The 23,701-nt window shown below is 61.3% G+C and carries 17 protein-coding genes; 5 read left to right on the forward strand and 12 right to left on the reverse strand.

Features of this window, described 5'->3' with window-relative positions; all coding sequences use genetic code 11:
* Positions 1–247 precede the first annotated feature (247 nt).
* The 3 genes from LCH64_RS18310 to LCH64_RS18320 are packed head-to-tail and all read left to right on the forward strand — an operon-like array spanning position 248 to position 3,224.
* Positions 248–2,371 (forward strand): EAL domain-containing protein, encoded by a 2,124-nt coding sequence (locus tag LCH64_RS18310; RefSeq protein ID WP_226500928.1) that lies wholly within the window; start codon positions 248–250, stop codon positions 2,369–2,371.
* Between the two features lie 43 nt (positions 2,372–2,414).
* The gene (locus LCH64_RS18315) at positions 2,415–2,906 is read left to right on the forward strand and encodes a M48 family metallopeptidase (protein WP_003229006.1); all 492 of its coding nucleotides are present in this window, start codon (positions 2,415–2,417) and stop codon (positions 2,904–2,906) included.
* Positions 2,907–2,927: 21 nt separating this feature from the next.
* Positions 2,928–3,224, forward strand: coding sequence for a winged helix-turn-helix domain-containing protein (locus LCH64_RS18320; protein ID WP_003229005.1), 297 nt, complete (start codon positions 2,928–2,930; stop codon positions 3,222–3,224).
* Between the two features lie 116 nt (positions 3,225–3,340).
* Here the strand turns inward: LCH64_RS18320 and LCH64_RS18325 are convergent, their stop codons facing one another.
* Positions 3,341–3,793, reverse strand: coding sequence for a GNAT family N-acetyltransferase (locus LCH64_RS18325; protein WP_226500929.1), 453 nt, complete (start codon positions 3,791–3,793; stop codon positions 3,341–3,343).
* A 256-nt stretch (positions 3,794–4,049) separates the two neighbouring features.
* On the opposite strand from LCH64_RS18325, the gene LCH64_RS18330 reads away from it, so the two are divergent.
* A complete protein-coding gene (locus LCH64_RS18330) occupies positions 4,050–4,787 on the forward strand; it encodes a transporter substrate-binding domain-containing protein (RefSeq protein WP_003229003.1) in 738 nt (245 codons plus the stop codon).
* A gap of 127 nt (positions 4,788–4,914) precedes the next feature.
* Here the strand turns inward: LCH64_RS18330 and yccS are convergent, their stop codons facing one another.
* The 9 genes from yccS to betI form a co-directional block, all read right to left on the reverse strand.
* Positions 4,915–7,098, reverse strand: coding sequence for a YccS family putative transporter (gene yccS / locus LCH64_RS18335; protein WP_103522146.1), 2,184 nt, complete (start codon positions 7,096–7,098; stop codon positions 4,915–4,917).
* 227 nt (positions 7,099–7,325) lie between these two features.
* Complete coding sequence (locus tag LCH64_RS18340) at positions 7,326–8,504, reverse strand: NAD(P)/FAD-dependent oxidoreductase (protein WP_226500930.1); 1,179 nt, start codon at positions 8,502–8,504, stop codon at positions 7,326–7,328.
* A 152-nt stretch (positions 8,505–8,656) separates the two neighbouring features.
* Positions 8,657–10,042: an ATP-dependent RNA helicase DbpA gene (gene dbpA, locus LCH64_RS18345; RefSeq protein ID WP_103485210.1), complete on the reverse strand. Its 1,386-nt coding sequence runs from the start codon at positions 10,040–10,042 to the stop codon at positions 8,657–8,659.
* 230 nt (positions 10,043–10,272) lie between these two features.
* Positions 10,273–11,712 (reverse strand): multidrug transporter subunit MdtD, encoded by a 1,440-nt coding sequence (gene mdtD / locus LCH64_RS18350; protein WP_201136380.1) that lies wholly within the window; start codon positions 11,710–11,712, stop codon positions 10,273–10,275.
* A 187-nt stretch (positions 11,713–11,899) separates the two neighbouring features.
* Positions 11,900–13,237, reverse strand: coding sequence for a TldD/PmbA family protein (locus LCH64_RS18355; protein ID WP_103485212.1), 1,338 nt, complete (start codon positions 13,235–13,237; stop codon positions 11,900–11,902).
* A complete protein-coding gene (locus LCH64_RS18360; RefSeq protein ID WP_226500931.1) occupies positions 13,237–14,679 on the reverse strand; it encodes a TldD/PmbA family protein in 1,443 nt (480 codons plus the stop codon). Before LCH64_RS18360 ends, LCH64_RS18355 begins: the two co-directional genes overlap by 1 nt.
* Positions 14,680–14,950: 271 nt before the next feature.
* A complete protein-coding gene (gene betA / locus LCH64_RS18365; protein WP_226500932.1) occupies positions 14,951–16,654 on the reverse strand; it encodes a choline dehydrogenase in 1,704 nt (567 codons plus the stop codon).
* A 180-nt stretch (positions 16,655–16,834) separates the two neighbouring features.
* Positions 16,835–18,307 (reverse strand): betaine-aldehyde dehydrogenase, encoded by a 1,473-nt coding sequence (gene betB, locus LCH64_RS18370; protein WP_003228997.1) that lies wholly within the window; start codon positions 18,305–18,307, stop codon positions 16,835–16,837.
* Between the two features lie 62 nt (positions 18,308–18,369).
* Positions 18,370–18,990, reverse strand: a complete 621-nt coding sequence (gene betI, locus LCH64_RS18375; RefSeq protein ID WP_003228996.1) for a transcriptional regulator BetI — start codon at positions 18,988–18,990, stop codon at positions 18,370–18,372.
* A 428-nt stretch (positions 18,991–19,418) separates the two neighbouring features.
* On the opposite strand from betI, the gene betT reads away from it, so the two are divergent.
* Positions 19,419–21,416: a choline BCCT transporter BetT gene (betT, locus tag LCH64_RS18380; protein ID WP_003228995.1), complete on the forward strand. Its 1,998-nt coding sequence runs from the start codon at positions 19,419–19,421 to the stop codon at positions 21,414–21,416.
* Positions 21,417–21,617: 201 nt separating this feature from the next.
* Here the strand turns inward: betT and choV are convergent, their stop codons facing one another.
* Both choV and choW read right to left on the reverse strand, forming a co-directional pair.
* On the reverse strand, positions 21,618–22,796 hold the full coding sequence (gene choV / locus LCH64_RS18385) for a choline ABC transporter ATP-binding protein (protein WP_003228994.1): 1,179 nt from the start codon (positions 22,794–22,796) through the stop codon (positions 21,618–21,620).
* Positions 22,793–23,638, reverse strand: a complete 846-nt coding sequence (gene choW / locus LCH64_RS18390; protein WP_003228993.1) for a choline ABC transporter permease subunit — start codon at positions 23,636–23,638, stop codon at positions 22,793–22,795. The genes choV and choW overlap by 4 nt, the downstream gene beginning before the upstream one ends.
* Positions 23,639–23,701 lie beyond the last annotated feature (63 nt).

A 23,701-nucleotide genomic window follows, 5' to 3' on the forward strand; every position in this document is an offset into this window, starting at 1 on the left:
AGTTTTTTGTTAACGCCCGTTTGGCAGATGATTGGCGTCAACATCCTGTCGAAATGCCATGTGTGCCGGTTTCCGCGGGCTGCAGGGGTGACCGTTAGTCGGTAAGTCGCCGCTTTGGCTAAATGATGGCGGCGTGACAGCTTCTGCTTTCACAGATCCGCGACTAGAGTGATGGCTCAGTAACTGTACGGTTTTCCCAAGAACCGGCCGATAGTCCGACAAGAGATGTCCCGACAAGAGAAGCAGCATGGAATGCGCGCAACCCCAGCCAGGTGAAGGCAGCTCTGTCCTTTTGATCGTTGATGATTACCCTGAAAACCTGATCAGCATGCGCGCGTTGCTGCAGCGTCAGGATTGGCACGTCATGACCGCCGCCTCCGGCTTCGAGGCACTCAATCTGCTGCTCGAACACGACGTCGACCTGGTGCTGCTGGATGTGCAGATGCCGGGCATGGACGGCTTTGAAGTCGCGCGATTGATGCGCGGCAGCCAGCGCACACGCCTCACGCCGATCATTTTCCTCACCGCCAACGAACAGTCCCAGGACGCCGTGATCAAGGGCTACGCCAGTGGTGCGGTGGATTATCTGTTCAAGCCGTTCGATCCGCAGATCCTCAAACCGAAAGTCCACGCGTTGCTCGAACACCAGCGCAACCGCCGCGCCTTGCAGCGCCTGAGTCATGATCTGGAGGTCGCGCGGGCCTTCAATGCCTCGGTGCTGGATAACGCGGCGGAAGGCATTCTGGTACTCGGCGAGGACGGCTTGATCCGCTTCGCCAATCCGGCGATTTCGCGACTGCTGAATGCGCCGGTGAAAGAGCTGGCGGGCAAAGAGTTTCTCGATTACCTGCAGAAACCGCACATCCCGCTGTGGGCCGATTCCGAGTTGTTGGCTGGCTATAAGCGCGGTGAGACCCTGCGTCTGCACGATGCGTTGTTGCGCACGGCGCCGGGGCAGCAGGTGCCGGTGGCGTTGTCCTGCGCGCCGCTGCCCGCCGAGCAGCGGGCGATGGTGGTGACGGTGCTGGACATGTCGGTGGTGCGTCACCTGCATCAGCAGCTGGAATTTCAAGCGGTCACCGATCCGTTGACCGGTCTGCTCAATCGCCGGGGCTTTTATCAGACGGTGGAAAACCTGCTGCTGCGCGGTGAACGCAGCGACAGCAGTTGGGTGCTGTTGTACCTCGACCTCGATGGTTTCAAGCGGGTCAACGATTCCCTCGGCCACGATGCCGGCGACCGAGTGCTGCGCTGGGTCTCCGAGCAGTTGAAAGCCTGTTTGCGACCGTTCGACATTCTGGCGCGCATGGGCGGTGATGAGTTCACTGCGCTGCTCGATCTGGAATTCCCCGAGCAAGCGGCGAAGATTGCCGAAAAACTCATCGAACGGGTGTCGATCTGTCAGCAAATCGAAGGACTGGACATCGCCCTCGGCGCGAGTATCGGCATCGCCACTTACCCGGACTGCGGTTCTAACCTCGACGGCTTGCTGCGCGCCTCGGACATCGCCATGTATGAGGCGAAGCGCGCCGGGCGTCAGCAATATCGCTTTTATGATCACGAAATGAACGGCCGCGCCCGCTCGCGGCTGATGCTCGAAGAGAGCGTGCGCAATGCCATCGAGAGCCGTGATTTCAATCTGGTGTATCAGCCACAGGTCGCGATCGACAGCGGGCAGATCCGCGGTTTCGAGGCGTTGCTGCGCTGGCAGCATCCGAGCGTCGGCGATGTGCCGCCGGGGTTGTTCCTGCCGTTGCTGGAAGAGGCGCGGCTGATCAGTCGGCTCGGCAGCTGGATCTATCATCGCGGCGCCGGCCAGCGTAAAGCCTGGGAAACCCTGTTCGCCGAGGATCTGGTGCTTGGCGTGAGTTTGAGCAACACCCAGTTCGGGCTGCCGAACCTGGTCACCGAGTTACGCCAGGTGCTGGAGCGGCACTCGCTGCAGCCGCGGCAACTGGAGGTGGAAATCACCGAAGACGCGCTGATGCACAACCCCGACGAGACCCGCAAACAGCTGCGCCTGCTGCGTAATCTCGGGGTGCGCGTGGCGCTGGATGATTTTGGTTCGGGACCGTGTTCGCTGGCGCATCTGCGAGATCTGGAACTGGACACGCTCAAGCTCGATCGACACCTGATTGCGCGGCTGCCGGATTCGACGCGCGACGCGGCGCTGGTCAGCAACGTGATCAATCTGTGCAAGCAGTACGGTTTGCTGGTGATCGCCGAAGGCGTGGAAACCATCGAACAGTACCAATGGCTGCAAGCGCATGGCTGCGAATATGTGCAGGGTTTCCTGGTGGCGCGCCCGCTGACCTCCGAAGACGCCGCCAGCTTCGCCGAGCCCTTCGACTGGGGCGCGCTGCCGGTTTGAATTCGCTACACTGGCGCTCTTTTCGAACCGTGTTGCCGTGTCCATGACTGCGTTGAAATACCTCCAGGCCTACCCCGCGCAATTGCAGGATCAGGTGCGCCAACTGATCGCCGAACAGCGTCTGGGTGACTACCTGAGCCAACGCTATCCGGGGCGTCACGACGTGCAGAGCGACAAGGCGCTGTACAGCTACGCGCTGGACCTGAAGCAGGAATACCTGCGCAACGCGCCGGCCATCGACAAGGTGCTGTTCGACAACCGCCTCGACCTGACGCACCGCGCGCTGGGCCTGCACACCACGGTCTCAAGGGTGCAGGGCGGCAAGCTCAAGGCCAAGAAAGAGATTCGCATCGCCTCGTTGTTCAAGGAGGCAGCGCCCGAGTTCCTGAAGATGATCGTCGTGCATGAACTGGCGCACTTCAAGGAATCGGATCACAACAAGGCCTTCTATAAATTGTGCGAGCACATGCTGCCGGGGTATCACCAGGTCGAGTTCGATCTGCGGGTGTACCTGACGTGGCGGGATCTGCAATAGCCGTTAACAAGGAGCGTGTGGATGGACGTCAGCAAGACCAAAAGCAGTTTTTACCGGCGCCTGTACGTGGCCTACCTGATCGACAGCGGCCTGGCCCCAAGCGTCCCGGCGCTGACCGAAGTGACCGGCATGCCCCGGCGCACGGCGCAGGACACGATCGCCGCGCTGGCGGATCTGGATATCGTCTGTGAATTCGAGCAGGAAGAGGGCGCGCGCAACCATGCCGGGCGCTATCGGATTCGCGAGTGGGGGGCGATTGATCGCGGGTGGATCGAGCGTAATCTGCGGCAGATCAAGGCTGTGCTGGAGTATCCCTGAGTTTCGCAGTGCCTGAGCTGACGCCTTCGCGAGCAGGCCCGCTCCCACAGTAGACCGAGTTCCTTCAGATGGAATGCGATCAAAATGTGGGAGCGGGCTTGCTCGCGAAGGGGCCCTCAAGGACGACGCATGCCTATGTGCGGAATGTCATCCTCCAGATACTCCTCACCCGCCACGACAAACCCGTACCTGCCGTAATACCCCTGCAAATGCGCCTGCGCCGACAGATAGATCGGCACCTGCGGCCAATGCTTCTCGGCCTGTTTCAGTGCGTGTTCCATCATCACATGCCCCAGCCCTTTGCCACGGCCCTGCGGCGCAATGATCACGCGGCCGATCACCACGTCACCGCCCTGGGATTCGGGATCCAGCAGGCGTAGATAGGCCATCAACTGATCATTTTCCCAACCCATGAGGTGATGGGTGTCGCCGTCCAGATCCTGGCCGTCGAGGTCCGGGTAGGCGCATTTCTGTTCGACCACGAACACCTCCGAGCGCAGCTTCAACAGCGCGTACAGCTGCTCTTTGCCCAGATCGCTGTGATGCTTGCAGATCCACTCGATTGTCATCTTCCAACTCCTTGAACTCCGTCGCCCGATACTAAGCGCACAGGCCCTGGATGTCTGTATGGCGGAAGAGTCTGTGACAAAGGTCAAAATGCCATCATTCCTTTCTCGCGGCGGCGGCTGCTTTGTGTAATCTGCTGGAAAGCGCTGTGCACTGGCTTCAATGAGCTAATGTTAGGGCCTGGGTTTCGCCGGTAAGGGGCCTTGGGGTTTTGACTGAAAACACGCCGGGCAACTCGCCCGCTAAGGATTTTCAAGCATGCCGCGACTGCATCGAGCCTTTGCGTTGGTCGGATTGCTCTTGCTGGCCCAAACCGCCGCAGCGGACAAGTTGCGGCTGGTGTTTGATATCTGGCCACCGTTTACCGACGACACGCTGGTCAACGGCGGCCTGGCCACCGACATCGTCAGCACTGCGCTGGCCCGGGCCGGTTATGCCAGCGACTACGAGCAGGTGCCGTGGGCGCGGGCGCTGCTGGGGGTTGGCGAGGGGCGCTACGACGTTCTGGTCAACGCCTGGTACAACGACGAACGCACCAAACTCGGCCAGTTCTCTGGCGAATACCTGCTCAATCGCATCCGCTTTCTCAAGCGCAAAGACACGCCGCTGGACTACAGCAACCTGGAGCAACTGCACACCTATCCGGTGGCGGTGGTGCGCGGCTATGCCTACTCGCAGGCGTTCGATGCGGATACCGCGCTCGAGAAAGTCCCTGTGCATAACTTCGCCATGGCCGTGCGCATGCTCGCGGCGGATCGGGTCAAGCTGACCCTGGAAGATGAATACGTCGCGCGTTATTACCTGGCCCGCGAATCACCGAAAGTGCGCAACGCCGTGGAGTTTCTGCCCAAGCCGTTGAGCGAGAACAGCCTGCACATTCTGGTGAGCCTGAAGAACCCTGAGCATGAACAGATTGTGGCCGGGTTTGATAAGGCGATTGCGGCGATGAAGGCGGATGGGAGTTATGACAAGTTGCTGCGTCAGCATGGGATGTAGGGGTTGATCCGGAAATGGCTGTGTGGCTGATGGCCCTTTCGCGAGCAAGCCCGCTCCCACATTTGGAATGCGTTCTCCTGTGGGAGCGGGCTTGCTCGCGAAGAGGCCCTGACAAACACCGCAAAACTCAGGCTTCGCTGGTGTCCTTGATCAAATGCGCCGCCAACGTCCGCAACGGCCCCAGCTGCCGGCAGATCAACGCCAGTTGGGTCTGCACCAGTCGCTGCCCTTCATCGATCTCGTCCGGCATCTGCTCCAGCTCGTTGGCCAGTGCTTCCTCTTCGTCACTCTGAATCGCCACTGGTTGCTTGTTCGCCAAGCCTTGGGCGATGTCGTCGATGCTCGCGGCCAGTTTCACCCCGGCACCGTCGATCAGCTGTTCGCGCACGTCCGCCGGTAGCTGCGTTTCGCGATGCGCGCCGAGTCCGGACAAGTAACTGAGCAGGGTGTGTGACAGCACCAGGAAACGGAAGCCGACATCCGCCTCCTTCCGGAAATGCCCCGGCTCCATCAGCATGTTGGCCAAGGTGGTCGACAGCGCCGCATCGGCGTTGTGCGCGTTGCGTCGGGCCAGGCGATAGGCGAGGTCGTCACTCTTGCCAGCGGCGTATTGCTGCATGATCTGGCGCAGATAGATGCTGTTGCAGGTCAGGGTGTTGGCCAGCACTTTATTCAGGCGTCGACCCTGCCAGTCCGGCAGGAACAGGAACACCGTCAGGCCGGCGATCAGGCTGCCGAGCAGGGTATCGAACAGGCGCGGCAGGAACAGCCCGTAGCCATCGCCGATCTGGTTGAAGCAGAACAGCACCATGATCGTGATCGCGGCGGTCGCCACCGTGTAGCGCGTGGTGCGGTTGGTAAAGAACACCACCCCGGCGGCGATCGCGAAGCACGACTGCACCAGCGGGCTGGGGAACAGATCGAACAGCGCCCAGGCCACGGTCAGGCCGATGGCGGTGCCGAGAATCCGTTGACCGAGTTTGCGCCGGGTTGCGCCGTAGTTCGGCTGGCAGACGAACAGGGTGGTGAGGATAATCCAGTAGCCCTGCGACGGGTGAATCAGGTGCACCATGCCGTAGCCAATACTCAGCGCCAGCGGCAGGCGCAGGGCATGGCGGAACAGCAGGGAAGTCGGTGTCAGTTGCGTGCGCAGACGAATCCACACGTCCTTGAGGTTGCGCGGCGAGCGGTCGAGCAGGCTGCTGTCGGTGGCGTCCGCCAAGGCATCCGGGTTGCTCGCGTCGCTGAGTAAACGGTCGAGGGTGCCGAGGTTGGCCGCCAGTGCACGCAGCGAACGCAGGAGGCCGCGCCACGCCGGATTGCTCTGGATGCGCAGGTGTTCAAGGGAGGCATCGAGGTCCGTCAGGGCTTCGGCAAAACTGGCGTCGTAGACGAACGGCTGGCGCATCTGGATCGATTCGGCCAATGCGCGGCAGGCCTTGCCCTGCTGGCGCAACAAACGCTGGCAGCGGAACAGCACGTCGCTGTGGAAGAACGCATCGGCCAGCGCGTTGTACGGATAGTGCGAAGAGCTGGCGCGTTCGTGGATGTCCTGGGCGAGGAAGTACAGCTTCAGATAACGGCTGACTTTCGAGCCCGGACGGCCGTTGCCGACCCGGTGCAGAATGATTTCCTTGGCGCTGTTCAGCGCTGCCACCACTCGACCGTTCTGCTGCGCCAGTTCCAGCCGTCGCCCCTCGACGTCCAGTTGGCGGATCGGCTCGAACAACGAGGCTTTCAGCTTCAGGTAGAAACCGAGTTCACGGAACAGCCGCGCCAGACTCTGCTGCACCGGCTGGTTGGAAAACATCGCCTGCCACAGCACCGAGAGCAGGCCGTACCACGCGGCACCCGCCACCAGCAGCATCGGCTCGTGCCAGAAATCGGTGACCGCGCCGCCGCGCTGATCCACGCCGATCATGGTATAGACCGACAGAATCAACGTCGCCGAGGCGATCGCCCCGTAACGCTCGCCGAGCGCGCCGAGCATGGTCAGGCCGAAGCTGGCCAGTGCCAGAGCAATGGCAAATACGATGGGGTAGGGGAAGAGCAGTTCCACCGACAGCGCGGCGATACTGAAACACACCAGTGTGACCGCCAGTGCGTTGAGGCGGCCCTGCCAGCTGTCGTCGGTCTCGGCCAGGGCGCTGGCGATAATCCCCAGGAACAACGGGATCAACAGGCCCATTTCATCCTGATACCAACACAGCGCCATGCTGCCGGTCAGGGCGATGAACACCCGCACGCTGTAGCTGAATTTATCCAGCGCCCACAGGCGCCGCAAAGACTGACGAAACGAGGTCGAGGACATGAAGTGCGAAGGCCTTCCGAGGCGATGCCGCTAAATTGAGCCAGTAATGACGCCGACGCAATGGCGCCGATCACATCTGACAGCAAAAAGTGTTCCTTACTGCATCACTCATAACAACTGTGGGAGGGGGCTTGCTCCCGAAAGCGGTGTGTCATTCAACATGTATGTCGACTGATCCAGCGCATTCGCGAGCAAGCCCGCTCCCACAGTTTTTGATTTGTGTTGGATCAGACGTACTGCGCAGCCGCGTAACCCGAGGCCCAGGCCCACTGGAAGTTGAAGCCACCCAGATGCCCGGTGACGTCGAGCACTTCACCGATGAAATACAGGCCAGGGCTTTTCAGCGATTCCATGGTCTTGGACGACACTTCGCGAGTATCGACGCCACCCAGCGTGACTTCGGCGGTGCGGTAGCCTTCGGTGCCGGCCGGGACGACTTTCCAGCTGCCGAGTTTGTCGGCGATCTGCGCCAGTTCGGCGTGGGTGTACTGCTTCATCGGTTTGGAAACGAACCAGTTGTCCGCCAGCAGATTGGCCATCTTCTTGGTGAAGATCTCGCCGAGCAGGGTTTTCAGTTCGCTGTTCGGACGCTCGGCCACTTGCTGCTGCAGCCATGCGGCGGTGTCGTGATCCGGCAGCAGGTTGATCTCCACGGTGTCGCCCGGCTCCCAGAACGACGAGATCTGCAGAATCGCCGGGCCACTGAGGCCACGGTGAGTGAACAGAATGTTCTCGCGAAAGCTCTGCTCGTTGCAGCTGACCAGACAATCCACCGAAGTACCGGACAGCTCGGTGCACAGTTCCTTGAGCTGATCGGTGATGGTGAACGGCACCAGCCCGGCGCGGGTCGGCAGCAGTTCATGGCCGAACTGTTTGGCCACCTGATAACCGAAGCCTGTAGCGCCCAGCGTCGGGATCGACAGCCCGCCGGTGGCAATCACTAGCGACTGGCACTGGAGCTGGCCGAGGGTGGTGTCGAGCAGGTAACCGTTCTCGACTTTCTCGATGGTCTGGATCGAGGTGTCCAGGTGCAGCTCGACGCCGACCTGATCGCACTCGTCGAGCAGCATGCCGAGGATGTCGCTGGATTTGTTATCGCAGAACAACTGGCCGAGTTTCTTCTCGTGGTACGGCACGCCGTGCTTGGCGACCATGCCGATGAAATCCCACTGGGTGTAGCGCGCCAGTGCCGATTTGCAGAAATGCGGATTGTGCGAGAGGAAATTGCTCGGCTCGGTGTACATGTTGGTGAAATTGCAGCGGCCACCACCGGACATCAGGATTTTCTTGCCGGCCTTGTTCGCGTGGTCGAGCAGCAATACCTGACGCCCACGCCCGGCGGCGGTCAGTGCACACATCAACCCTGCGGCGCCAGCGCCAATGATCACGACTTCGGTAGAGCGCAAAACGGTGTCCTCTTGGTGGGTCGCTACAAAACAAACTGTGGGAGCGGCCTTGCTCGCGAAAGCGGTGTGTCATTCAACATGATGTCGACTGACAGATTGCATTCGCGAGCAAGCCCGCTCCCACAGGGGATCTTCTTTGGGTGGAAGATCGTTTACAAAACCCGCACGCGCAGCGAACGGCCCTTGATCTTGCCGTTGTTCAAGCGCTGCAGCGCCTGCATGACCACGGTGCGTTCAACGGCCACGTACGACTGGAAGTCGAAGATCGCGATCTTGCCGACCTGCGCGCCCGGGATGCCGGCGTCGCCGGTCAGTGCGCCGAGGATGTCGCCCGGACGCACTTTGTCTTTACGCCCGCCGGCGATGCACAGCGTGCTCATCGGTGGCTGCAGCGGGGCGCCGCCCTGGGACTTGAGGTTGTCGACCTGATCCCAGTTCAGCGGAGCTTTCTGCAGCTGTTCGATGGCTTGCGCGCGATGCGCTTCGGACGGCGCAACGAGGCTGACCGCGATGCCTTTCTCGCCGGCACGACCGGTACGGCCAACGCGGTGAATGTGGATTTCCGAGTCACGGGCCAACTCGACGTTGATCACCATGTCCAGCGCATCGATGTCCAGACCACGGGCGGCCACGTCGGTGGCAACCAGGACCGACGTACTGCGGTTGGCGAACATCGCCAGCACCTGGTCGCGGTCACGCTGTTCCAGATCGCCATGCAGGCCGACGGCGGAGATGCCTTTGGAGGTCAGGTGATCGACGGTTTCCTGCACCTGCTGCTTGGTGAAGCAGAACGCCACGCAGGAGTCCGGGCGGAAGTGGTGCAGGACTTTGGTCACTGCGCTCATGCGCTCTTCCGGAGAAATTTCGTAGAAGCGCTGTTCGATCTGCGTGTCGTCATGGAACGCTTCGGCTTTCACCGTTTGCGGATCGCGCATGAATTTCGACGCCAGTTGCTTGATGCCCACCGGGTACGTGGCGGAGAACAGCAGGGTCTGACGGCGTGCCGGAGTCTTTTCGATGATGTCTTCGATGGCGTCGTAGAAGCCCATGTCGAGCATGCGGTCGGCTTCGTCGAGGATCAGCGTGTTCAGACCGTCGAGCACCAGCGAACCCTTGCGCAGGTGCTGCTGGATACGTCCCGGGGTACCGACGATGATGTGCGCGCCGTGCTCCAGCGAAGCGATCTGCGGGCCGAACGACACGCCGCCGCACAGGGTCAGGACCTTGATGTTGTCCTCGGCACGGGCCAGACGCCGGACTTCCTTGGCGACCTGGTCGGCCAGCTCACGGGTCGGGCAGATCACCAGCGCCTGGCAACCGAAGTAGCGCGGGTTGATCGGGTTGAGCAGGCCGATGCCGAACGCGGCGGTCTTGCCGCTGCCGGTCTTGGCCTGGGCGATCAGGTCCATCCCCTTGAGGATCACCGGCAAGCTCTGCGCCTGGATCGGCGTCATCTGGGCATAACCGAGGGATTCGAGGTTAGCCAGCATGGCGGCGGACAGCGGCAGAGTATTAAAAGCGGTGGCGATGGTGGTCACGGGACTGGCCTGCAAAACAAAATGTCGCGCAGTGTAGCAGCCCCGTGCCACTTTCCTCGAAAGTTCTGGACGAACAGTGCCTGAATCTCATGGAAAGAGATCAACTGTGGCGAGGGAGCTTGCTCCCGCTGGGGCGCGAAGCGGCCCCGCTCTTCAACTCAAAAAGCGGGGGCCTGCTGCGCAGTCCAGCGGGAGCAAGCTCCCTCGCCACAAAGGCCTTCGCTGTTTGGTCAGTGTTCGATGTGTTCATCCGGATGTTCATCCGGGCGTTTGACCCGGCGGCCGTCTTCTTTCGACAGTTGCGAGAAGATCGTCGCCGCCAGCATCGCCATCACTCCGACCGTGACAAACGTCAGCTGGAACGCGCCCAACACGGTTTCGACACCGTCGTTGCCGATCTCCGCCGTAAACCCGCCAAGCAACGCACCGGCACAGGCCACCCCCAGACTCAGCGACAGTTGCGCCACCACCGACAGCAAGCTGTTGCCGCTGCTGGCGCTGGCGTCGTCGAGGTCGATCAGGGTCACGGTGTTCATCGCGGTGAACTGCAGCGAGTTGATTGCGCCGAGAATCGCCAGCAGGCACAGCAACAGCCAATAAGGCGTCTGCTCACTGACCAGGCCCATGCTCGCCAGCATGATCCCCAGCGCCAGGGTGTTGCCGGTGAGCACGATGCGATAGCCAAGACGTTCGATCAGCGGTCGCGCCACCCACTTGGCGATCATTGCCGCCGCCGCCAGTGGCAGCATGCTCATCCCGGCTTGCGCCGGTGAATAACCCAGCGCCACTTGCAGCAGCAACGGCACCAGAAACGGCAGGGCACCGCTGCCCAGACGGGCGAACAGGTTGCCGATGATTCCGACCGCAAAGGTCCGGGTCTTGAACAGCGATGGCGAGAACAGTGGATTTTCGACACGCCCGGCACGCAACCAGTAAGCCGCCAGACAGGCCAGCCCGCCGAACAGCAGCAACATCACCCGCAGGTGCGGCAAGTGCAGTTCGCCCAGGCCTTCCATGGCGATGGTGATCAGAATCATCGCCGCGCCGAACAGCAGGAAACCGAGGCTATCGAAACGCGTGCGCTCGGTGCCGCGCAGGTCGGGAATGAATTTCCACACCGCGTAGCAACCGATGAGGCCGACCGGCAGGTTGATCAGAAAGATCCAGTGCCACGTCAGGTATTGCACCATCCAGCCGCCCATGGTCGGGCCAATCAGCGGGCCGAGCAGACCGGGAATGGTGATGAACCCCATGATCCGCACCAGTTCCGAACGCGGGTAGGCGCGCAGCACCACCAGCCGCCCGACGGGCAACATCAGCGCACCACCGAGGCCCTGAATGACCCGCGCGCCGACCAGCATGGTCAGGCTGCTGGATAACGCGCAGAGCAGTGAGCCGAAACTGAACAGCAGGATCGCGCCGAAGAAGATTTTCTTGGTGCCGAAGCGGTCGGCGATCCAGCCCGAGGCCGGAATCAGCAAGGCCACGGTGAGCATGTAGGCGATGACCACGCCTTGCATGCGCAACGGGTTTTCGGCCAGATCCTTGGCCATGGCCGGCAGGGCGGTGTTGAGGATGGTCCCGTCGAGGGACTGCATGAAGAACGCAATGGCGACGACCCACGGCAACCAGCGGGCGGTAATGGCGTCGAGAGGCGGGCGTGTGGGCATGGAACCTCTTGTGGGTTATTGATCCGAATGCTTGTCCTGGCTTGAAGCTTTTGTGGCGAGGGAGCTTGCTCCCGCTCGGCTGCGCAGCAGCCGTAAATTCAGCCAACCCGGTATTACAGGAACACCGAGTTGACAGGTTTTGGGGGCGCTTCGCACCCCAGCGGGAGCAAGCTCCCTCGCCACAGTGTTATAGCGTTAGCGTGAGTCGGCTCACCAGCGCCCCCGGCAGCAGTGCCGACGACGTATTGCGCTGGCTGTACGTGCTCGCCGACAGCAGCAACTCACGCTCGGCGGTCAACGCTTCCAGCTGCGAACCCAGCAGGTTGTAGGCGCTGTCGTCGAAACGCATGGTGCTGACCGGCGCCTGAATCTCGCCGTTCTCGACCCAGAAAGTTGCGAAGCGGGTCATGCCGGTCAGGCGCGCCGCCGGTTGATCCGAGAAGTTCAGGTACCACAGGTTGCTGATGTACAACCCGGTGCCCAACTGCTTGAGAATCTCTGCCTGTGACAGATCACCGGCCGCCATGTTCAGTGCGCTCGGCGATTCGCCGCCGCTGGCACCGTTGGCGGTCAGGCCGTATTCGGCGGCACTGCGTGAACCGACCAATTGATCACCGGCCTTGCCTTCGACGATCAGCCGCAGATCGCTGCGCGGATAACCCTCGGCGGAAAACGCCGGACTCAACGATTCGCTGACTTTCTCATCCAGCGATACCAGTGGACTGAACGTCTGATCGCCGACATACAGCTTCTGCAGCGGGCTGCTCTTGCTGGCAATCGACTGCGCCGAGAAACCGCCCCAACTGAGCATGCCCATGATTTCTTCCAGCGCGGCCGGCGCCAGATAAGCGCGGTATTGCCCCGGTGCCAGAGTACGTAGCGGGCGACCGAGGAACGCCAGTTGCTCGCGGGCCTGCTGGAAGCGTCGGGCGAAGCCTTCGCTGCTCCAGTCGTGCCCGGCGTAGCTGGCCTTTACCGCTTCGCCATTTTCGTGGAACAGGCTGAAGTCGAAGTTGAAGCTGTTGGCCTGATGCCAGCCGAACGCTCCCGAGGAACTGGCGAAACCACGACTGATCGGGCCGGCAGCATAGAAACCGACCAGATCCAGACCTTCAGCAGCGGTGCAGATTTCCTCGACCACCTGCTCGGTGTCCGGCAACGGGTGTTCCTGCACGTTGTTGCTCTGCCAGCCGTTGTGGTTGAGCAGCAGGTACGGATCCTGCGGCAGCAGCGGCAGGGTTTCGCGCAGTTGCTGCAGGCCTTCGGCGAGGCGTTGCAGATCGGCTTCCTGATCACCGGACAGGGTGATGTGCAGGTCAGCGTGGCGGCCGTCGTTGATCAGCTTCAGCCCGACGTCGGCTTGCTGCACCTGGCCGGCCTGACGCACCTTGGCGTGGTTGAAACGGACGAACGCCGACGATTCGGCGGCATAGCTGAGCGTGAACTGTTCCGGCTCGCGCACACTGTCGCGCAGCCAATTGACGATGACCTTGAAGGCGTCGGACTGACTCTTCGAAATGCTCATCAGGCGTCTCCCCCAAACACATCAACGTTGCTGAATACGCAGGCCGGCGAAGCGTGGCCGACGCGGATCACCTGGTTCGGCTCGCCCTTGCCGCAGTTTGGCGTGCCCAGCACCCTACGGGTGCCGGCGTCGCCGACCGCGCGCAGACTCTTCCAGAAGTGCGCGGATATGCCCCGGTAGTTCGGATTTTTCACCACACCTTTAAGTTCACCGTTCTCGATCAACTGACCCCACTCGCAACCGAACTGGAATTTGTTGCGCGCGTCGTCAATCGACCACGAACGGTTGGTGCTCATCAGAATGCCATGCTCGATACTGCTGATCAGTTGCGTCAGCGACTGATCGCCCGGCTCGATGTTGAGGTTGGCCATGCGGTCAATCGGCGGCCGGTTCCAGCCGCAGGCGCGGCTGTTGGCAACGCCGTCGAGACCGGCGCGGAACTGCGACAGCGCGCCGCCCAGTGGCCGTAGCAGCAAGCCTTCGCGAATCAGGAATTGTTTGCTGGCCTTGCTGCCGTCGTCATCGTGGCCGTAGCTGGCGAGCTCTTCGGGAATGTCTGGATCGAAGGTCACGTTGAGCAGCTTCGAGCCATATTGCAGGCTGCCGAAGTCACTGGTTTTGACGAAGCTGGTGCCGGCGTAGTTGCGCTCGTCACCGAGGATGCGGTCCAGCTCCAGCGGATGACCGATGGACTCGTGGATCTGCAGCATCATCTGGTCCGGCATCAGCAACAGATCGCGCGGGCCTTGCGGGGTGTTCGGCGCGAGCAGCAGTTGCAGGGCCTGATCGGCCACTTTCGGGCCGGCGCCGACCAGGCCGCAACGGCTGATCACGTCCGCGCCGCCCTGCTGGCCGAAGTTCTCGCGGCCGAGGGAGCGGGTCTGGCTGTCGTTGCCGTCGTAGGCGGTGACATCCAGGCTCGGATAGACGAAGCGCTGGGCCTGGCGCAATTCGGCACCGGCGCTGCTCAGGTAGATCTGTTCGACATGGGTGATGCCGATGCTCGCTTCCCAATTCACCAGGCGCTCATCCTTTGGCACCGAGGCGGATTCCGCGCCGAGCAGCTCGAAGCATTCGCTCAGGGACGGGAAGGGTTGCTCGAGATTGGGCGAAAAGTAATCAGCGCGGTCGCTCGACACTGGCTGGTCGCGCAGGTCGAGCAGGGCGTGCGGCTTGAGCCGCCGGGCCTGCTGCTCGGCGCGTGCAAGGGCGGCTTGCAGGCCTTGCTGCGACAGGTCGTTGGTCGCCGCGTAGGCTTCAACGCCGTTGACGCGCACAGTGAGCATCGCCCCTTCGTCGCGGCTCAGGCTTGGTGGCTCGGCGACGTTCTTGCGCACCGACAGGTACTGGCCGGACTCGCGTACATACCGCAGGGAAAAAAACTCGGCGCCCGTGCGCAAGGCAGCGAAGCGCTGCTTGAGCTGGGGGTGGAAATCGAACATTCGGGAACCTCCTTGTTATGGAGTTGCGGGGTGAAGCGATTCGGCGGGGAGGGGTGAAACGGTTGCGCGAGGTCTAGAGTAGGCCTGCGTGGGGGTAGGATCAAGTGAAGAGGGGGTGTAGGAGGATTTACTGTGCAGCAGGGGAATTTGTGCTGAATGTGAGGGCCCCTTCGCGAGCAAGCTCGCTCCCACCTTTGAAATGCATTCCAATGTGGGAGCGAGCTTGTCTCCGGGCGGCGTTCCGACGAAGGCCGCGCCTCGGTATTACGTCTTACTGAGCAACAGGCGTGATATCACGCATCGGCTTGCCTTTCACCGGCGCATTGCCAGCGACGTAGTAGGCAGCGGTGCTACGCGGCAGTGGTTTGCGGCCACGGATCTTGTCGGCGATTTTCTCGGCCATCATGATCGTCGGCGCGTTCAGGTTGCCGGTGGTGATGATCGGCATGATCGAAGCATCGACCACACGCAGGCTCTGCATGCCGTGCACGCGACCTTCGCCATCCACTACGGCCATCTCGTCGGTGCCCATCTTGCACGAGCAGGACGGGTGGAACGCGGTTTCGGCGTGCTCGCGGATGAACTTGTCCAACTGCTCATCGGTTTGCACTTCGATGCCCGGGCTGATTTCGCGGCCACGGAAGGCGTCCAGTGCCGGCTGTTGCATGATTTCGCGGGTCAGGCGGATGCCGTCACGGAATTCCTGCCAGTCCTGCTCGGTGGCCATGTAGTTGAACAGGATGCTCGGGTGCTGGCGCGGATCCTTGGATTTGACCTGGATGCGGCCACGGCTCGGCGAACGCATGGAACCCATGTGCGCCTGGAAACCGTGCTCTTTCACACCGTTGCTGCCGTTGTAGTTAATCGCCACCGGCAGGAAGTGGTACTGGATGTTCGGCCATTCGAACTCTTCGCGAGTACGGATGAAACCGCCGGCTTCGAACTGGTTGCTGGCGCCGATACCGGTGCCGTTGAACAGCCACTCGGCACCGATGGCCGGCTGGTTGTACCAGAGCAGCGACGGGTACAGCGAGACCGGTTGGGTGCAAGCGTATTGCAGGTACAGCTCAAGGTGATCCTGCAGGTTCTCACCGACGCCCGGCAGGTCGTGGACCACCGGGATGTCGAGGCTTTCCAGCAGTTTGGCCGGGCCGACACCGGAGCGCTGCAGAATCTGTGGCGAAGCGATGGCGCCGGAGCACAGCAGGACTTCTTTGCGTGCTTTGGCTTCAACGCGTTCTTCCGCCGAACCGACCAGGTAACGTACGCCGACCGCACGCTTGCCTTCGAACAGAATCTTGTCTGTCAGGGCGTGGGTGACGATGGTCAGGGTCGAGCGCTTTTTGGCGACGTCGAGGTAGCCACGGGCGGTGGATGCACGACGGCCGTTCGGCGTCACGGTGCGGTCCATCGGGCCGAAGCCTTCCTGCTGGTAGCCGTTCAAGTCTTCGGTGCGCGGGTAACCGGCCTGCACGCCGGCTTCAACCATGGCGTGGAACAGCGGGTTGTTGCCCGCCTTCGGCGTGGTCACGCTGACCGGACCGTCGCCACCGTGGTAGTCGTTCGGGCCGATGTCGCGGGTTTCCGCTTTGCGGAAGTACGGCAGGCAGTCGAGGTAGGTCCAGTCTTCCAGACCTGGCAGTTTCGCCCAGTTGTCGTAGTCCATCGCGTTGCCACGGATGTAGCACATGCCGTTGATCAGCGAGGAACCGCCGAGGCCTTTGCCGCGACCGCATTCCATCCGGCGACCGTCCATGTGTGGCTCTGGATCGGTTTCGTACGCCCAGTTGTAGCGACGACCCTGCAGCGGGAACGCCAGCGCGGCCGGCATTTGCGTGCGGAAGTCGAAACGGTAGTCCGGGCCGCCTGCTTCGAGCAGCAGAACGGTGACGCCTTCGTCTTCAGTCAGACGGGTCGCCAGGGTGTTACCGGCCGAGCCGGCACCGATGATGATGTAATCGAATTCTTGGGACATTGAATGCACCCTCTTTAGATGTGGTCAGGTAGGACCTCGGCGAGTGCTGCGCACTCGAATCGCTGGCAAGCCAGCTCCCACAAGGATTGGGAGCTGCCACAGATTTGATGGACGACTCCAGACCTGTGGGAGCGGGCTTGCCCGCGAAGAGGCCCTCGCAGGCAATACAAGACTCGGGGCTTAGAACACCGAAACGTAATCGCCCAGCTCGACCTGTACCGATTTGATGCGTGTGTAGTTGGTCAGCGAGCTGATGCCGTTTTCGCGGCCCACGCCCGACTGCTTGTAACCGCCCACCGGCATTTTTGCGTCGGACTCGCCCCAGGCGTTGATCCAGCAGATACCGGCTTCCAGTTGATGAATTACGCGGTGCGCGCGGTTCAGGTCTTTGGTGACGATACCGGCGGCCAGGCCGAAGTCGGTGTCGTTGGCGCGGCGGATCACTTCTTCTTCGGTCTCGTAGGAGAGGATCGCCATCACCGGGCCAAAGATTTCTTCACGGACGATGGTCATCTCGTCGGTGCAATCGGTGAACACGGTCGGCGCGACGAAGGCGCCTTTGGCGAATTCGCCGTCGGTCAGACGCTCGCCGCCGCACAGGACGCGGGCACCTTCTTCTTTACCCTTGGCGATGTAGCCCAGCACGCTTTCCATGTGGGCGAAGCTGACCAGTGGGCCGAAGTTGGTGTTTTCGTCTTCCGGGTTGCCGATGCGGATACGCGCTACGCGCTCGACGATCTTGGCTTCGAAAGCGGCTTTCAGGTGGCTCGGTACGAATACGCGAGTACCGTTGGTGCAAACCTGACCGGAGCTGTAGAAGTTGGCCATCATCGCGGTGTCGGCGGCGCGATCGAGGTCGGCGTCGTCGCAGATGATCAGCGGCGACTTGCCGCCCAGTTCCATGGTCACGTCTTTCAGCGACGAAGCCGAAGCGCTGGCCATGACTTTCTTGCCGGTGTCGGTGCCGCCGGTGAAGGAGACTTTCTCGATGCGCGGGTGCTCGGTCAGCCAGGTGCCGACTTCACGGCCGCTACCGGTCAGTACGTTGAACACGCCGTTTGGCAGGCCGGCTTCGGTGTAGATCTCGGCCAGTTTCAGGGTGGTCAGCGAGGTGACTTCGCTTGGCTTGAAGATCATCGCGTTACCGGCCGCCAGGGCCGGTGCGGATTTCCACAGCGCGATCTGGATCGGGTAGTTCCACGCGCCGATACCGGCGACCACGCCCAGCGGCTCGCGACGGGTGTAGACGAAGGACGTGTCGCGCAGCGGGATCTGCTCGCCTTCGATCGCCGGCACCAGGCCTGCGTAGTATTCCAGCACGTCGGCGCCAGTGACGATGTCGACGTATTTGGTTTCGGAGTAAGCCTTGCCGGTGTCCAGGGTTTCCAGAGCCGCCAGTTCATCGTTGCGCTCGCGCAGGATGTCGACGGCGCGACGCAGGATGCGCGAACGCTCCATGGCGGTCATCGCAGCCCAGATTTTCTGGCCCTTTTCAGCGCTGACCACAGCGCGCTCGACGTCTTCCTTGGTCGCACGTTGCACTTGGGCGAGGACTTCACCGTTCGCCGGGTTGATGGCTTCGAAGGTGGCATCGCTGCCAGCGTCGGAGTACGCGCCATCGATGTAGAGTTTTTGCAGTTCGAAACGGGCCATAGTGTCCTCGCAAGTGCATTAGTGGTTGGCGTCGACCACCGCGCTGAAACTGCGGTGGCGGTTCAGGTGCCGAGCGTTTTCTGTGTGCTCTGGCTCACCTGCTTGGCCAATTGGAAATCCATGTATTCGTAAGCGATCTGTTGCGCCTGCGCCGTGTCGAAAGCGTCTCCCGACAGCGCGCCGCGCAACCACAAGCCGTCGATCAACGCTGCCAGTCCACGCGCTGCGCTGCGCGCCTCTTCGAGCGGCAACACACGGCGGAACTCGCAGCACAGGTTGGAATACAGACGGTGATCGTTGATCCGCTGCAACCTGTGCAAAGACGGCTGGTGCATGCTGGTGGCCCAGAAGGCCAGCCAGGTTTTCATTGCCGGGCCATTGACCTGGCTGGCGTCGAAGTTGCCTTCGATGATCACCTGCAGATGCGCCCGTGGGCTGCTGTCTGCCAGCGCCTGACGGCGCGCGGTGACGTTCTCGCTGAGGACGTTCATCAGATACCGCATCGTGGCGGCGATCAGGCCGTTCTTGTCCTGAAAGTAATGACTGATGATGCCATTCGAGACACCGGCCAAACGGGCGATCAGCGCAATGCTGGCGTCCCCCATTCCGACCTGATCGACCGCTTGCAACGTGGCTTCGATCAGTTGTTGGCGGCGGATGGGTTGCATACCGACCTTGGGCATCTTGCACATCTCCTTAGGCCTTCCGACGGGCGATAAACGCCTATCGGATTGAGGGCCAGTCTATTTTGTTTTGATTGAACGTTCAATCAACAAAGAATAAGATCTGCGACAAATCGTCGCTGCCTACAGATTTTTTCTGCTTGTAAATGGCGATAAAACGACATCCGAAAATGCTTGAAACCTGCGTGGGGCATGGCGCGGTTCGCTATTCGATGGACGTGTTGAAAGGGCAAGACGCTCGGGGCCAGGTTTCGGATGAACGTCCGCACTGCTTTGGCCACGAAAGCGATTCGCAACGCCATTTCGGCAGGTTCGGGCTTTTTTCGGGGTGTCTTTATATCACCCGCCGGTCGGCTGCCAACTAACCGATTGGTCGGGTTCCGTGTTGCCTTGTGTTCTTCTCTCGCACTGCCTGGAGCATTTGTGCCATGAGTTCTGCCTCTCTTATAAAGACCCCGCCCGAGAAGGTGACGGTCAACGGTTGGGTGTTTTACACCTCTACCGCGTTGATTCTGTTGTTGACCGCCATTCTGATCATCGCCCCGCAAGAGGCCGGCAGATTGTTGGGTATCGCTCAGGCCTGGTTGTCGCGCAGCTTCGGCTGGTACTACATGGTGGTGATCGCCGCCTACCTGGTGTTTGTGGTGGGCCTGGCGTTTTCCTCCTACGGCAAACTCAAACTGGGCAGCAAGGACGACACCCCGGATTTCAGTTACGGCGCCTGGGCGGGGATGCTGTTCTCGTCGGGTATCGGTATTTCGCTGCTGTACTTCGGCGCCTCCGAGCCGCTGGACCACTACTTCAATCCGCCGGAAGGCGCATCGGCCACCAACATGGCCGCGCGTCAAGCTGTACAGCTGACCTTCCTGCACTGGGGCCTGCACGGCTGGGCGATCTACGCACTGGTCGGTCTGGCCGTGGCGTACTTTGCCTACCGTCATAACCAGCCATTGGCCCTGCGCTCTGCGCTGTATCCACTGGTCGGCGAGCGTTGGGTCAAGGGCGCGGCCGGTCATGCGGTGGACGGCTTCGGTATGTTCGTGACCCTGCTGGGTCTGGTGACCAACTTGGGGATCGGTTCGCTGCAAGTGTCCTCCGGCCTGGAAAACCTGTTCGGCATGGAACACAGCAACACCAACCTGCTGATCGTGATCATCGTGATGAGCACCGTGGCGACCATCGCTGCCGTGTCCGGTGTGGAAAACGGCATCCGTCGTCTGTCCAACCTGAACATCGTGCTGTTCAGCGGTCTGCTGATTTTCGTCCTGCTGTTCGGCCCGACCCTGCACTTGCTTAACGGCTTTGTGCAGAACATCGGCGACTACCTCAACGGCGTGGTGCTGAAAACCTTCGACCTGTACGTCTATGAAGGCGACAGCGCCAAGTCGGACCGCTGGCTGGGCCTGTGGACCCTGTTCTACTGGGCGTGGTGGATTTCCTGGGCGCCATTCGTCGGCATGTTCATCGCGCGTATTTCCCGCGGTCGTACCGTGCGTGAACTGGTGGCCGGTGTGCTGCTGATCCCGCTGGGCTTCACCTTGGCCTGGTTGTCGATCTTCGGTAACTCGGCGCTGGATCTGGTGATGAACCAGGGGGCGGTGGAACTCGGCAAGACGGCGCTGGAACAGCCGTCGATGGCGATCTACCAGTTGCTGGAACACTACCCGGCGTCGAAAGTCGTTATCGGTGTGTCGATCTTCGTCGGTTTCGTGCTGTTCCTGACCCCGGCCGACTCCGGCGCGGTGATGATGGCCAACCTGTCCTGCAAGGGCGGTAACGTTGACGAAGATGCGCCGCACTGGCTGCGGATCTTCTGGTCGGTGGTGATCACGCTGGTGACCATCGGTCTGCTGTTCGCCGGTAACTTCGAAGCCATGCAAACCATGGTGGTGCTGGCCGGTCTGCCGTTCTCGGTGGTGCTGGTGTTCTTCATGTTCGGCCTGCACAAGGCGATGCGTCAGGACGTGCAGATCGAACAGGAGCAGGCGCAACTGGCCGAGCGCGGTCGTCGTGGCTTCAGCGAGCGTCTGACGCAGCTGGACCTGCAACCGAGCCAATCGGTGGTGCAGCGTTTCATGGACAAGCAGGTCAGCCCGGCGCTGGAAGACGCTGCCGCACAAATGCGTGCGCAGGGTCTGGAAGTGCAGACGCTGCTGGGCAAATCCAAGCGCTGCATGGGCGTGCGCGTCGAGATGGAAGAGGGCAACCCTTTCGTCTACGAAGTGAGCCTGGATGGTTATCTGGCGACCCCGACCGAATCGGCCCAGTCCGATGAAGCGCGCCAGCGTTACTATCGCGCCGAGGTGTACCTGCACAACGGCAGCCAGGATTACGACCTGATGGGCTTCACGCAGGATCAGATCACACGCGATGTGCTCGATCAGTTTGAAAGCCATCGGCAGCTCCTTGGCCGGGTGTATAGCTAAACCTTGAGTGAATGCGGCAAAGCTGTTGTGGCGAGGGAGCTTGCTCCCGCTGGGTTGCGAAGCGACCCCAAGAATTTGTGAGTGCTGCGCACTCAAGCGGGAGCAAGCTCCCTCGCCACAGTTGTCCGTGTTTCAGGTCAAATTTCTGTATAAACAAAAACGCCGCGATCCTCTCGCGGCGTTTTTGTGTCTGCGGGGTTCTTACCCCAGGTTCTTGCCCAGCAGCGCGTGATACAGCTCGCTGTCGCCAAGAATCCCCACCACATGGTTGTTGTCGTGCAGCACCAGTTTGTTGCCGGTCTGGTAGCGGATCTGCAACGCATCGCGCATGCCGATATTCGAATCCACCAGTGTCGGCTTGCGCTCCAGCGCTTCCACCGCTTGCCCCGGTGCCCAGTTCTGCAGGTTCAGCACCGAACCGTTCTGCCGCGCGCCTTTGATGGTGTTGCCTTCGGCCAGATCCAGCCACGAGTCGCCGCCCGGGTCGAGGCACACCGAACCGTTGATGCGTTTGCAGTTGTCCAGCGTGCGCATCAGGCTGCGGCCACACAGGACGTTGAGCGGGTTGGTGTGGGCAACGAAGGTGCGCACATAGTCGTCCGCCGGATTGAGCACGATTTCTTCCGGCACGCTGTACTGGATGATCCGGCCGTCCTTCATGATCGCGATGCGGCTACCCAGTTTGAGTGCCTCGTCGAGGTCGTGACTGACAAACACGATGGTCTTGCTCAGCTTGCGTTGCAGTTCCAGCAGTTCATCCTGCAGGCCCTGACGGATCAGCGGGTCGAGTGCCGAGAACGGTTCGTCCATCAGCAGAATGTCGGCGTCCATCGCCAGTGCCCGGGCCAGGCCCACACGCTGCTGCATGCCGCCGGAGAGTTCATCGGGTTTCTTGTTGCGCCACTGGGTCAGGCCCACCAACTCAAGCTTGTCGTCGACCAGCTTGCGCCGTTCCTTTTCCGGTCGGCCCTGCATTTCCAGACCGAAACTGATGTTCTCGCGCACGGTCAGCCACGGCATCAGGGCGAACTTCTGGAACACCATGGCGATGCGTTTGGTGCGCATCATCTTCAGTTCGGCCGGGGTGCAGGAGGCGATGTCGATCTGCTTGCCTTCGTGCTCGACGAACAGCTTGCCGCGACTCACGGTGTTGAGGCCGTTGATGCAGCGCAGCAGACTCGACTTGCCGGAGCCGGACAGGCCCATCAGCACGCAGATCTCGCCCTTGTTGATATCCAGCGTGGCTTTTTCCACACCGACGATCTGTCCGGTCTTTTTCAGGATCTCGTTACGCGTCATGCCCTGATCCAGCAGCTTGAGCGCCTCGCGTGGATCCTTGGAGAAGATTACGTCGACGTCTTCGAAGCGAATTATGCTCATGCGTCACCCCCTGCTTTGGCGTCGGGTTGTTTGCAGATACGGTCGAGCATGATCGCCAGCAGTACGATCGCCAGGCCTGCTTCGAAGCCCAGGGCGATATCAGCAGTGTTCAGTGCGTTGACCACCGGTTTGCCGAGTCCGTCGGCGCCCACCAGTGCCGCGATCACCACCATCGACAGCGACAGCATGATGCACTGGGTGATGCCGGCAGCGATGCTCGGCATGGCGTGAGGCAGTTCGATCCGTGAGAGCAATTGGCGACGCGAGCAGCCGAAGGCCTTGCCGGCGTCCATCAGTTCTTGCGGGACATCGCGGATGCCCAGGTAGGTCAGGCGGATCGGCGCAGCGATGGCGAACACCACCGTGGAGATCAGGCCCGGCACCACACCCAGCCCGAAGAGGGTCAGGGTAGGAATGAGGTAAACGAAGGTCGGTACGGTCTGCATCAGATCGAGTACCGGACGCATTAGTGTGTAGAACATCGGCTTGTGCGCGGCGACGATGCCCAACGGCACGCCGATGACCACGCAGACCAGGGTCGCGAACATGACCTGGGCGAGGGTTTCCATGGTTTCCTGCCAGTACCCCAGGTTGAGGATCAGCAGGAACGAGGCAATCACAAAAACAGTCAGCCCCCATTTGCGCTGGATGAAATGTGCGAGCAGGGCAATGAGGCCGATCAACACAAAAGGATTGAACCAGGTCAGCGCAAACGTCACGCCGTGGATCATCGTTTCCAGTGTCACGGCGATTGCGTCGAAGGTGCTGGCGCCGTGTTGCGTCAACCATTCAACGAAGCCCGCGATGTACTGGCCTAAAGGGATTTTCTGATCAATCAGCATGGTAGTGAACGTCCGCATGCAAGGAATAAACAGCCCGGGCGAGCGAACTCGCCCGGCGTAAGG

This window comes from Pseudomonas sp. MWU16-30322, from assembly GCF_020515535.1.
Taxonomy (GTDB): Bacteria; Pseudomonadota; Gammaproteobacteria; order Pseudomonadales; family Pseudomonadaceae; genus Aquipseudomonas; species Aquipseudomonas fluorescens_H.